This is a genomic window from Maritimimonas sp. 2210JD6-3, assembly GCF_056591795.1.
Window position 1 is genome coordinate 1 of record NZ_JBWQOJ010000057.1, and the last position, 11,845, is coordinate 11,845.

The 11,845-nt window shown below is 31.6% G+C and carries 11 protein-coding genes; 5 read left to right on the forward strand and 6 right to left on the reverse strand.

Going from position 1 to position 11,845, the window contains the following annotated elements; all coding sequences use genetic code 11:
- A partial coding sequence (locus AC1EUY_RS15455; protein ID WP_480196454.1) for a DMT family transporter occupies window positions 1-857 on the reverse strand: 857 nt, incomplete at its 3' end.
- A gap of 123 nt (window positions 858-980) precedes the next feature.
- On the opposite strand from AC1EUY_RS15455, the gene AC1EUY_RS15460 reads away from it, so the two are divergent.
- The 3 genes from AC1EUY_RS15460 (at window position 981) to AC1EUY_RS15470 (ending at window position 2,832) form a co-directional block, all read left to right on the forward strand.
- Window positions 981-1,295, forward strand: a complete 315-nt coding sequence (locus AC1EUY_RS15460; RefSeq protein ID WP_480196455.1) for a cation transporter — start codon at window positions 981-983, stop codon at window positions 1,293-1,295.
- An 86-nt stretch (window positions 1,296-1,381) separates the two neighbouring features.
- The gene (locus AC1EUY_RS15465) at window positions 1,382-1,726 is read left to right on the forward strand and encodes a hypothetical protein (RefSeq protein WP_480196456.1); all 345 of its coding nucleotides are present in this window, start codon (window positions 1,382-1,384) and stop codon (window positions 1,724-1,726) included.
- Between the two features lie 86 nt (window positions 1,727-1,812).
- Complete coding sequence (locus tag AC1EUY_RS15470; RefSeq protein ID WP_480196457.1) at window positions 1,813-2,832, forward strand: COX15/CtaA family protein; 1,020 nt, start codon at window positions 1,813-1,815, stop codon at window positions 2,830-2,832.
- Here the strand turns inward: AC1EUY_RS15470 and gldD are convergent.
- The 4 genes from gldD to mutY are packed head-to-tail and all read right to left on the reverse strand — an operon-like array spanning window position 2,829 to window position 6,239.
- A complete protein-coding gene (gene gldD, locus AC1EUY_RS15475) occupies window positions 2,829-3,395 on the reverse strand; it encodes a gliding motility lipoprotein GldD (protein WP_480196458.1) in 567 nt (188 codons plus the stop codon). The two genes, AC1EUY_RS15470 and gldD, sit on opposite strands and share 4 nt — an antisense overlap.
- Entirely contained in the window at window positions 3,388-4,692 is a 1,305-nt protein-coding gene (gene gldE / locus AC1EUY_RS15480) for a gliding motility-associated protein GldE (RefSeq protein WP_480196459.1), read from the reverse strand. The genes gldD and gldE overlap by 8 nt, the downstream gene beginning before the upstream one ends.
- 22 nt (window positions 4,693-4,714) lie before the next feature.
- Window positions 4,715-5,161 (reverse strand): single-stranded DNA-binding protein, encoded by a 447-nt coding sequence (locus tag AC1EUY_RS15485; protein WP_480196460.1) that lies wholly within the window; start codon window positions 5,159-5,161, stop codon window positions 4,715-4,717.
- Between the two features lie 37 nt (window positions 5,162-5,198).
- Window positions 5,199-6,239, reverse strand: a complete 1,041-nt coding sequence (gene mutY / locus AC1EUY_RS15490; protein ID WP_480196461.1) for an A/G-specific adenine glycosylase — start codon at window positions 6,237-6,239, stop codon at window positions 5,199-5,201.
- Between the two features lie 144 nt (window positions 6,240-6,383).
- Between mutY and AC1EUY_RS15495 the strand changes: the two genes are divergently transcribed.
- Window positions 6,384-6,674, forward strand: a complete 291-nt coding sequence (locus tag AC1EUY_RS15495; protein ID WP_480196462.1) for an HU family DNA-binding protein — start codon at window positions 6,384-6,386, stop codon at window positions 6,672-6,674.
- Window positions 6,675-6,949: 275 nt separating this feature from the next.
- Complete coding sequence (locus tag AC1EUY_RS15500; RefSeq protein ID WP_480196463.1) at window positions 6,950-8,488, forward strand: Rne/Rng family ribonuclease; 1,539 nt, start codon at window positions 6,950-6,952, stop codon at window positions 8,486-8,488.
- Between the two features lie 152 nt (window positions 8,489-8,640).
- Here the strand turns inward: AC1EUY_RS15500 and AC1EUY_RS15505 are convergent, their stop codons facing one another.
- On the reverse strand, window positions 8,641-11,664 hold the full coding sequence (locus AC1EUY_RS15505) for a hypothetical protein (RefSeq protein ID WP_480196464.1): 3,024 nt from the start codon (window positions 11,662-11,664) through the stop codon (window positions 8,641-8,643).
- Window positions 11,665-11,845 lie beyond the last annotated feature (181 nt).

Genomic DNA, 11,845 nt, shown 5'->3' on the forward strand with positions numbered 1-11,845 from the left:
GCTAGATATACACCAAATAGTATAATAGCGCCCGCAATTAACTGCATAAAACTAAAGGTTTCGTTATCTAAAAGTCCCCATGTCACAGCTACAATAGGAATTAGATAAGTAACCGAAGCCGAAAATACAGGAGACGTCATGTGGACAAGTTTATTAAATACTATTTTGGCAAAAGCGGTACCTAAAATGGCTAGTATGGTTAAATACATTAAAGAAGTCGTTGTTTGTTCATTCACTTGAAAAGTGCTGAAAAAATTAGAATACCATAAAATAAATAATGTAGGAATAATTATAAGCACGAAATTTCCAGTAGTAATAGCTAATGCACTTACATCAGATAGGTGTTTTTTAATAATGTTGACATTAAATGCATATCCTATCGATGAAATAATTGGTAGTAAGGCATATGTGTAATCTTGATTCGGATTCAAATCATTGCTTTTTATGATTAAAATTACAGTACCTACCATTCCGATTAGTACACCAAATAATTGAGATCTTTTAAAGGGAAAACTAAAAATTAGAGCGCCAACAATTAACGTATTAAGAGGTGTTAAAGAGTTGAGAATTGCAGCAATCGAACTATCAATTTTATCAATAGCGAATGCAAATAAAAAGGCAGGAAAAAATGTTCCTAATAATGCGGAAATGAAAATATACCACCATTGCTTCTTATTTAGATTTAATATACTTCTATAACCCACAAGTAATAAAACAAAAGCAGAAATTAAAATACGCAAGGCTCCAACTTGCAATGGTGTTAGACTTACAAGTGATTTTTTAATAAGAATAAATGAGCTACCCCAAACTAATGCTAAAATAGCAAGGTAAAACCAACGAGTATTTTTTTGATTCATGTGGCTACAATACAATTACAAAGGTCGTACAATATTTTCTTTTTATAATTACGCATTTAGAAAAGTTAAAGTGTATTCTAATAACACCAATATTCAGTATTTTTGCGATTCAATTTTATTAGCATGAAATTAATATTTAAACTATTGCTTGTTGTTTTTGTGTCTTGTTCGCTTACTTTTTGTAAAAAGAAGGAAGAAATAACATCTATTTCTATGGATATTGGAGGTATGACCTGCGAAATTGGCTGTGCTAAGCTTATAGAATCTAGATTAGTGAAGTTAGAAGGTGTTCAAAAAGCAACTGTTGTCTTTAAGGATAGTCTGGGAGAAGTTACCTTTGATGCAAATACAATTTCTCAAGATGAGATAGTACATACTGTCGAAAATATTGCTGATGGTGATCTGTATTCGGTTAAAAAAGTCGCTGAAACTGAGTAAATAAAACAAAAAAAACCTTTGTTTATCTAAAATATTATTAATTAATTTGCGTTTCGTTAACGTATAAAACTAAAATTATCAAACAAATGAAATTATTAAAAGGATTAATGATGCTAGCTATCGTTGCTTTAGTAGCTGTATCGTGTAAGGAAACTGCAAAAGGAGCTGCCGAAGATGCTGAAAACGCTGTTGAAGCTGTAGGTGATGCTGCTAAAGATGTTAAAGATGCTGCTGGTGACGCTGTAGAAGCTGCTGGTGATGCTGTTGAAGAAGCAGTAGATTCTGTAAAGGCAAAGGCTGGTGATGCAGTTGATGCTGTTAAAGAAGGTGCGAACAATGTTAAAGAAGGTGCTAAAGAAGTTGTAAAAGACGGTGCTGAAGCAGTAGAAGGAGCAGCAAAAGCTGTTAAAGAAAAAGTAGATAATAAGTAATTACTTTTTTACCTAAAAATAAGTAAAGCCTCCAATTTTGGAGGCTTTTTTTATGCTTTTAAGTTATCTTTGCACAAAGGTTTTTAATGAAGAAGTACTTTCCGTTATTTGCAAAAATTTGTTTGATTTCTGTATATGTTATCATTCTTGCTGGAGCTACCGTTCGTATGACAGGTAGCGGCATGGGGTGCCCCGATTGGCCTAAATGTTTTGGTCATTTAATACCACCAACGAGTGAAGAAGCCTTACTTTGGCAACCTAACAAGGAATTTAAAAAAGGATTAGTTATTATTAAAGATGAATCGCTTCTAGTTGCTAAAGATAAGTTTACAAGTACAGATAAATTTGCGATTAAAAATTGGAAAGCTTATACCAAACATGATTATGCTAAGTTTAATGTAACTCACACGTGGGTAGAATACATTAATAGATTAGCAACAGCTGTTTCTGGTGTTTTCTTTTTACTACTTATTATTGCTTCTTTAGGATATTGGAAATCAAATAAAAAACTTACTATACTATCATTCTTAGCATTATTTTTAATGTTGTTTGAAGCCTGGTTAGGAAAGACGGTAGTAGATTCGAATTTGGCTGTTTCTAAGATCACCATCCATATGTTGGTGGCTTTATTGATTGCTGCATTGTTGTTGGTAATTGTTCATGAAACTAAAAACAAAACGATTGTATTTAAAAAAGATACACTATTTACAAACCTATTATATGTGACTTTTGGTTTAACAATAGTTCAGATAATATTAGGGATAGACATACGTGAGTTTGTAGATGAACAATTAAAAACACATGGTTTTGAGAACAAAAGCTTATTAGCTTTAGAAGAAAATACGAATTTTTTAATTCACCGATCGTTTTCAATACTGGTCGTAGTTTTAAATATAGGATTGTTTATTAGAAACAAGAAATCGGGCTTAGGATTTACTTTACCAAACTGGATATTAGTAATGCTAACCGTAGAAGTTTTGGCAGGCGTATTAATGTATTATTTTAACTTTCCATTTGGTACGCAGGTAATACATATGTTATTCGCAGCTATCATATTTGGTGTACAGTTTTATTTGATATTGCAAAATCGAAGATTAAAGACCTAATTTTTCCACTCAAGTGTCTCCATTAAATGCTTAATGTCTTTTTCTACATGTTTAATAGCGGGTAGAATGGAATCATAGTTAGGCTGTACTTCAAAATATAATGCCCCAGTTAAAAAATGCTTCGTGCTATCAGTTAGATGAAACTGCAAAGGTGAAGCGGCGTTACCAGTTATTTCAATAAGAGATCCAAAAACTCTTTTTTCATCATTCAAATACGATTTAGGAGAACTTATTAAATCTGCTTTTACAGAATGCTTATACGTTAATTTTTCAGATTCTTTAAGTAACTCATCCAGATTTTCTTGCACAGGTCTATACGTTATATTTAAAGCTGCTTTCATTGAAGGATATTCAATATTTATCCAACATTTATCATTAGACTTAACAGTTGCTTTATTAGAAAACTCAAATATGTAGGGGCAATCAATAGTTGTTTTTTGATATTCAGTATTAGAATAGGCTAAACGCAACTGTGCTTCAGGTTTGGGTATGGGTTCTTCTTTACAAGAAACAATTGCCAATGCGATAATAAATGTTATGATATAAATACTTTTTTTAGTCATTTGGTAAGGTAACTTTTACTTGTTTTATTCTTTTTTTATCTAATGATTCTATTTTGAAAGTATAATCCTCAAACTTCAAGGATTCACCTCGTTTAGGAAAACGACCCGCAATTTCTAATATAAAACCTGCTAATGTTTCGGCCTCTCCTTTATGTTCTTCAAAAAGTGTATCATCGATTTGTACTACTTTATAAAAGTCTTTTAAAACTATTTTTCCTTCAAAAATATAATTATAATCATCTAACTTAGAATATACCAAATCGTCATCATCGAATTCATCGCTTATATCTCCTACAATTTCTTCGATGACATCTTCTAAGGTAACAATTCCTGAAGTACCTCCGTACTCATCAACAACAATAGCTAAGTGGTTTTTCTTCTCTTGAAATTCTTTTAAAAGATCATCTAGTTTTTTATTTTCTGGAACAAAATAAGGTTCTCGAACTATTTTTTTCCATTGAAATGTCTTTTTATTTAAATGTGGTAATACATCTTTGGTATATAATACACCTACAATCTTGTCCATACTTTCTTCATACACGGGAATTCTAGAATGCCCATTTTCGAGAATTTTACTAACTACTTCGCTGAACGAAAGATCATCCGATAAGGCAAAGACATCGGTTCTAGGGCACATTACCTGTATGGTTTCTGTATTGCCAAAATTAACAATACCTTCTAAGATTTTTTGCTCTTCTTTCGTTGTAGCTTCCTCTGAGGTGAGTTCAAGTGCTTGCGATAATTTCTCTACAGAAAAGTCAGATTGTTTTTTACCTAATCGTTTTTCAACCACATTGGTAAGTGCCATTAACATTTTTGCCGGAAACGTTAGAAAAATACTAATAAGACGCATAGGTGTCACCATAAATGATGCAAAACCAATGGCATTTCTATTTGCATATATTTTTGGCAATACTTCTCCGAAAAGTAAAATTAAAAAAGTAACGATTACTACCTCTATAATAAATCTTACATATGCGGGATTGAGTTCGCTAAATAAAAATTCACCGATATAAGCGAATAGTAAAACAATTAAAATATTTACAAAATTGTTTGCTATGAGTATGGTAGCTAATAGTTTTTTAGGTTGCTCTAATAATTTTGATACCATTAATTTTTTGCCAGACTTTTCATTAGCAGCTTCATCTAGTGCTGTTTTTGATAAAGAAAAAAACGCAACTTCTGAACCAGAAATTAAAGCTGAAATTACTAATAAAACCAGAAGTAATATACTACTTGTGGCAAATGTCCAATCTATGGTTTCTAGAAAATTTAAACTGGAAGGTTCGGGGTCCAAATAAAATAAATTTAGTTAAACATTAAAATGGTAAATCATCATCATAATTTTGAGGGCTTTCATTTACCACCTCATTTGTTGACTTAGGCTCTTGTTTTGGTTGTGTGGTCGGTTTTGTGCTATTAAGTTCTTTTTTAGTGGTTAAAAAGGTCATGTCTGAAACATGTATCTCTGTTGTATAACGTTTGTCACCCGCTTGGCCTTCCCATTGACGTGTTTTTATACGCCCTTCGAGATATACTTTATCTCCTTTGGTAAGGTATTTCTCGCAGATTTCAGCAAGCTTGTTGCGTACAACTATATTATGCCATTCTGTAGTGGTTACCTTTTCACCTGTTTGTCGGTTTGTGTACGTTTCATTGGTAGCAATAGGAAACCTGCCGATAGAATTACCACCTTCAAAATAATGCATTTTTATTTCATCGCCTAAATGCCCAATAAGCATTACTTTATTTAAAGTGCCCGCCATTACAAGTCAATTTTAATACTCAAAGATAATGAAAAATTCAATCGTAATTTTTAAAATTTTTCACAAAATTAGCAATAAGAATGGGCATTGGGTATTGATCGACGTCTTTCCATTTTACACCATTTTTAAATGTTTTTTTTAGAGTAATAATCCAAAATTTAGTGTGTAAATGTTGATGAGAAAGTTTATGAATAATAGGTTTTTGGTTGTGTAGTTTTATTGACTCAACATTTGAGTCAAATAATGTGGTAAAATCTGAATGTTCAATGAGCGCATCAACATCAATTTCACATTCACTTTCTACTAGCGGAAATTCATATAAATTAAACCAAATACCTTTTTGTGTTCTTTTTTTAAGGATAGTTTCTTCATTCTTAATAACTAAATAGTTAAAATATCGCTTTTTAACTTTTAACTTTTTTTCTTTGATAGGAAGTTGATTGACTAGCTTTTTCTGTAAACCTACACAACTACTATTCAAAGGACAATTAGTACAATCTGGATTTTGAGGCTTACATTGTATTGCTCCAAACTCCATAATAGCTTGATTATAGGAGCCAGGATCGTCATGAGCAATTAACTTTTGAGCTAGTATTTTGAATTCTTTAATTCCTCTAGTACTATTAGTAGGTGTATCAATACCAAAATAGCGAGCTAAAACTCTATAAACATTTCCGTCAACAACCGCAGTGGCTTCATCGTAGCAAATAGAAGCTATAGCTGATGCTGTATAATCGCCTATGCCTTTTAATTTTATCAGTTCTTTATACGTGGTTGGGAATTTTCCTTGTAATTCATCAGCTATATATTTTGCAGTAAAATGCAGATTCCTTGCTCTAGAGTAGTACCCTAGTCCTTGCCATAAATTTAAGACGGTTTCTTCATCTGCTTTAGCGAGATCGAAAACAGTAGGGAAATGCTTGATAAATTTTTCAAAATAAGGTAAGCCTTGTGCTATTCTAGTTTGCTGCAACATGATCTCAGATAGCCAAATAACGTAAGGTTCTTTGGTTTTACGCCAAGGTAATTCTCTTTTGTGTTGTAAATACCAGTTTATTAATATGTTAGAAAAATCCATATAATTTCTGTCGAGTAAGCAATATTACTATTTTTATCTTATTAAATTTTAACTCATTAGCTTTTCGTAATTGATTAATTATCTTATATTTGCCACCCTGAAAAAAGGATTTTTAATAACAAAAAGTTTAAATTTTAATAAGAAATGACAAAAGCAGAGATTGTTGCTAATATTTCAGATAAATCTGGAATAGAGAAGGCAGATGTATTGAGAGTTGTGGAAGACTTAATGAAAGAGGTAAAAAAATCACTAGAGAAAGGAGAAAATGTTTATTTGAGAGGCTTTGGTAGTTTTACAGTAAAAACGAGAGCAGAGAAAACAGGTAGAAATATTTCTAAAAATACTACGATTAAAATTCCAGCACACAATATTCCTGCGTTTAAACCAGCAAAAGTATTTGTTGAAGGCGTTAAGAAAAATGTTCCGGTAAAATAATATTAACACACAATAAAACGTTTTAAATATGCCAAGCGGTAAAAAAAGAAAACGCAGTAAGATTTCTACTCATAAGCGTAAAAAAAGAAGTAGACAAAACAGACACAAAAAGAAGAAATAGTTTTAAACTATTTCTTCTTTTAACGTACATCGTTCTTTGAAAAAGAAATTTATGGTAAAACATAAATTTCGTCGGGTTATAATTTATAACCTGTGTAATTTTAACCTATTTGTATATAGTAAATTACTATGTGCAAATGCAAAACATATACAGAGTGAAAACAGAATTAATTATTAGATCAAATTCCTCTGATATAGATTTTGCCTTATTAAGAGATGGTAGATTAGTTGAGTTACATAAAGATGAAAACGATAATAATTTTAATGTTGGCGACTTATTTTTAGCCAAAATAAAAAAAACATTATCAGGCCTAAATGCTTCATTTGTAAATGTAGGAAGTGAAAAAGATGCTTTTTTACATTATCATGATTTAGGACCCCAATTATTATCTTTAAGTAAATTTATTAATCGTGTAAGCACAGGTAAGCAAAAAGAATTCACTTTAAAAAATTTCCATTTTGAAAAAGACATTAATAAAAATGGAAAAATTGACGACGTTTTAAAAGCGGGTCAAAATTTATTAGTACAGATCGTTAAAGAGCCAATTTCTACGAAAGGACCTCGTATAAGTTCTGAGCTTTCAATAGCTGGTAGGTATTTGGTGTTAGTTCCTTTTTCTGATAGAGTATCTGTATCACAAAAAATATCTAGTAGAAAAGAAAAGGAGCGCTTAAAACGATTGGCACAAAGTATAAAACCAAAAGGTTTTGGCGTTATTCTTCGCACGGTAGCAGAAGGAATAAAAGTGGCAGAATTAGATAGAGATTTACAAAATTCACTCGAACGTTGGAAATCGATGTGTAAACAATTGCCAAATGCAAAAGCACCTATAAAGGTATTGTCTGAATTAAACAGAGCTTCTTCTATTTTAAGAGATGTATTTGATGATTCATTTACGGGTATCATAACAAATGATAAAGAACTGGCGGCTGATTTAAAAGAGTACTTATTACGAATTGCACCAGAAAAAGCATCTATCGTAAAAGTACATAGATCTAAAACTCCAATATTTGAAAGATATGGAATTGAAAGACAGATTAAAACCTCTTTTGGTCGAACAGTTTCTATGCCAAAAGGAGCTTATTTAGTTATAGAACATACTGAAGCATTACATGTAATTGATGTGAATAGCGGTAATCGTTCTAACAAAGCAAATTCTCAAGCAGATACAGCATTACAAGTAAATATGATTGCTGCATCAGAAATTGCAAGACAATTGCAGTTAAGAGACATGGGTGGAATTATTGTTGTTGATTTTATTGATATGCACACAGCCGATCATAGGCAAAAATTATTTGAGCATTTAAAAAATGAAATGAGATTAACACGAACAAAACATAAAGTTTTACCACCAAGTAAGTTTGGTCTAGTTCAAATTACTAGACAGCGTGTGAGACCTGAAAGGGTTATCAAGACCAAAGAAGAAAATCCGAACAAGAATGGAGAGGTTGAAGCTCCTATTGTTTTGATAGATAAAATAGAAAGTGAATTAGAAAAACTAATAGCTAAAAATGCTAAAAAAATTGTATTACATGTGCATCCGTTTGTTGCATCTTATATTAAAAGCGGGTTGCCATCATTACAAAGTAAATGGTTTTTTAAGTATAAAAAATGGGTAAAAGTGATGCCCAGAGATGCTTACCAATATTTACAATATCGTTTTTACACAGCTAAAGATAAGGTTGTGCATTAAGTAAGGTATGTATATATCAAAAAAAAATCCCGTAACAAGACGTTACGGGATTTTTTTATGCTTAAAAACCTTTATTCAAATAGATAATATGTCTTACAATAAAGGGAATAATTGAAATTAAGTTTGGGTTATGAAACTACATTGTTAGTTTTTTAATGTAATAAAATCTTTTTTCTAATTTTTTGGTTGTTTTCGAGGGTAGCATTAATAACTAATACAGTTCCGCTTGTGAGATTACTAATGTTAGTTTTGAATTGACTATTCTCAGGTTTATTGTTAAGAATCAATTTTCCTAAAATGTCATATGCTTTAAATTCGCTAATAAAAGTGCCATTTGATGTACTTATTTCTAATTCATTATCGAAATTACGTATAATAAGATCATCTGTATTTAACTGCTCTTCATTAGTACTTAGCACAGCTTCATTTTTTATTAGGTATAGCTCGAAGCGCTCATTAAAAACACCTTTTTCATTTATAACAAATTTATAATTCTCAATTTTAAGATCGTGTGTAGTTCTTAATAGGTTATCTTTTATATAAACATTGTAATCAAGTAATTTCCCTTCTAGCTCATCAATACTTATTTCGAGTTCTTCTCCTTCGTCTAAATATGAATAGAATCCTAATTTTACAATGTCTTCATCTTTAATGTTCTTTTTTCCTTGTATGGCGAAATTTTTATCATCAATAAAAGAGTAAAGAGATACATAACTGTTACCAGAAAATCGTTTTCCGTCATAATTTCTATCTTCATTATCAGTGGCATTGGCAAAATAACCTATTAAAATTTGACTGAATGCTCCTTTGTTATTTTTGAGTTCTAACCAAATACGATCTTTTTGTATGGCACTTTTGTCATTCATATCTCTAAAAAGCTCATTGTTATTTCCAGTAAGGCGCATACTATTGTTAAAAGTAATATTACCAGAACTGTTAGCTTGAATAAAAAAAGCTTGCCCAGAAGCTATAAATCCATTTGGTTTTGGTCCGCCCGAAACTGCAGCAACACCTCCAGATCCAACGGTATAGCTCGCATAATCATTACTAGAATAGTTATATTTTTCAGTTCCAGCGTTATTCTCAGAAATTTCTGTATTGTGTGTCCACAAATAAATAGTTGCATTTACTAAACTATTGCTAGGATTATTAATAAATAAATCAGCACTTATTGCAGAAGGATATGGGTTGCCAATTAAATTCCAGTTAAAGCCATCTACACCAGTGGTGTTTACTGGAGCGTTAATAATTCCGCTATTAATGTGTCCATCAAATAACACTCCTTGCGATCTAGGAAATGTACCAGAATCAGCAATTTCAGCAATGTACCCAATACCAGGAGTCATAGGCGTTTGGCTGTTAGATTGAATCCATCCGTTAAGAAAATCATATCCAAAAATTCTATTAGGGTCTGAAATTGGAGATAAAGCACTACCGATAGTTTCATTAACTGTTGGAGATGACCAATACATAAAATCAGATCTGTTTAAAGGAGTTGAAGTCTTATAAATGTTCATATTACCTGAACCTGAAACAGACCCATCGTTTTGAACCATGACTAATGACCCTTCATGTTGTACGTCAATTGTACCATTAACTGTAAAGTTTTTATCTATAAGTATATAATTATTTGCACTTACATTTAATGATGCTCCAGAATTAATAGTACAATTACATGATTCAAAATTCCCGTTAGTAGCAGTATTATAATTACCATTAATAGTAACTGAAGTAAATTCGTTTGGTACGCCATTACTCCAATTAGAGCCATTCCAAGTAGTGGTTAATGGACATTCTGGTGAGTAGGCCACAATATTAAATTCACCAAAGCTATTGTTTTGATACTCCCAAACTCGAATATATACTGTTGTATTAGGCAGCCCAGTCAGTGTAACTAAACTGAAGAAATTAGAACCACTATCAGCATCACAGGCTATTTGCGTTAAATTATTACATGTACCTGTGTAAACGGCTACGCCTGTATCAGAAATCCCTCCAGCATTTAATGTTTCAATATTTAAAATTCCTGAAGCAGGCACTTGAGCAGTAAACCATATATCTCCACCTAAATATTGATCACAATTCGGATTTAAACTAACACCAGAATCAGTTGCGCCGACGTTAGTTGATGTTACTACATTTTCTGTATTTGAATTTCCTACTGTAAGATTTTGCGCGATAAAACAATTGTCATTATCTATAGTTGGAGGAGAATAAGCTACTATATTAAAGGTTCCAGATGAAGCGTTGTTATATGCAAATACTCTTATGTAAATTGTTGTATTTGAAAGCCCTGTAAGTTCTAATTTAGATTCTAAGCTATTTGGATAGTCAACATCATCATTACAATTAAGTAAAGTTAAATTACCACAAGTACCTGTGTAAACGGCAACAACAGGATCAATTACTGAGCTTAATGTTTCAATTATAATATTTCCTGATTGAGGAACTTGTGCTGTAAACCAAACATCGCTACCATTATAATTTCCACAATTGGGGTTTGGTAGTTCTCCAGAACTCGTGGCTCCTACATTAGTTCCTGTTACTATATTTTCACTATTATTACTACCAACAGTTAATGTTTCAGAATCATTACAACCTCCATTTGTTACAGAAGAACTTAATAACTTTACATTATCAAAACCACCTATATCATTACCATTATTATTTTTTGCATATAAAATTAAACTCACGTTGGTAACTGAGCTAGGAACATTCACAGATTCAGTTCTCCAGCCATTGGTATTGTCACTATTATTGTTTACACCATTAACTACAATTACTTCGCCCTGACTTATATTATCATAAAAAAGCTCATATTTTAAATCTTCATTATTATCAAAGCCAAAAGCAAAATAATCAAACGAAAAAACAACATTTTGAGATGCAGATACATTTACATTAGGAAAAGTAATTGTTTCAAAACTATTACCTCCACAGCTTCCATTTAAATCGCGTATTCCCCAAAATCGACTACCATCATTGGCAGTTAGTCCTCTTATATTGGTCGAATAATCCCATATATCGTTACCAACGGTACAGGGTGGTGTAGAAAAGTTTAAAGGCGTCCAAGTATCACCAGAAGTTTCAAAACTTTGTTTGGCGATAATTGTTTGGGAGAATAGAATATATACACTTCCCCAACATAATATTATTACTAATATTATCCTTCTCATTTTAGACATTTAATTCTTTCTTACATGGGGATATATGTAAGTCTATAAGGTAAAATTACACTTCATTAACGCTAGAATAAACATTTAAGTATATATTATTAACAATTTAATCGAAAAGAATTCCCCGCATGCTTGCATCGAGGTATCCGTTGAAATTGTCATTCCCGTGAAAACGGGAATC

Bases quoted from the DNA above. Each gene is read 5' to 3' on its own strand.
- AC1EUY_RS15465 (WP_480196456.1), top strand. From the start codon at position 1,382: ATGAAATTATTAAAAGGATTAATGATGCTAGCTATCGTTGCTTTAGTA.
- gldD (WP_480196458.1), bottom strand. From the start codon at position 3,395: ATGACTAAAAAAAGTATTTATATCATAACATTTATTATCGCATTGGCA.
- AC1EUY_RS15460 (WP_480196455.1), top strand. From the start codon at position 981: ATGAAATTAATATTTAAACTATTGCTTGTTGTTTTTGTGTCTTGTTCG.
- AC1EUY_RS15485 (WP_480196460.1), bottom strand. From the start codon at position 5,161: ATGGCGGGCACTTTAAATAAAGTAATGCTTATTGGGCATTTAGGCGAT.
- AC1EUY_RS15470 (WP_480196457.1), top strand. From the start codon at position 1,813: ATGAAGAAGTACTTTCCGTTATTTGCAAAAATTTGTTTGATTTCTGTA.
- AC1EUY_RS15505 (WP_480196464.1), bottom strand. From the start codon at position 11,664: ATGAGAAGGATAATATTAGTAATAATATTATGTTGGGGAAGTGTATAT.
- mutY (WP_480196461.1), bottom strand. From the start codon at position 6,239: ATGGATTTTTCTAACATATTAATAAACTGGTATTTACAACACAAAAGA.
- AC1EUY_RS15495 (WP_480196462.1), top strand. From the start codon at position 6,384: ATGACAAAAGCAGAGATTGTTGCTAATATTTCAGATAAATCTGGAATA.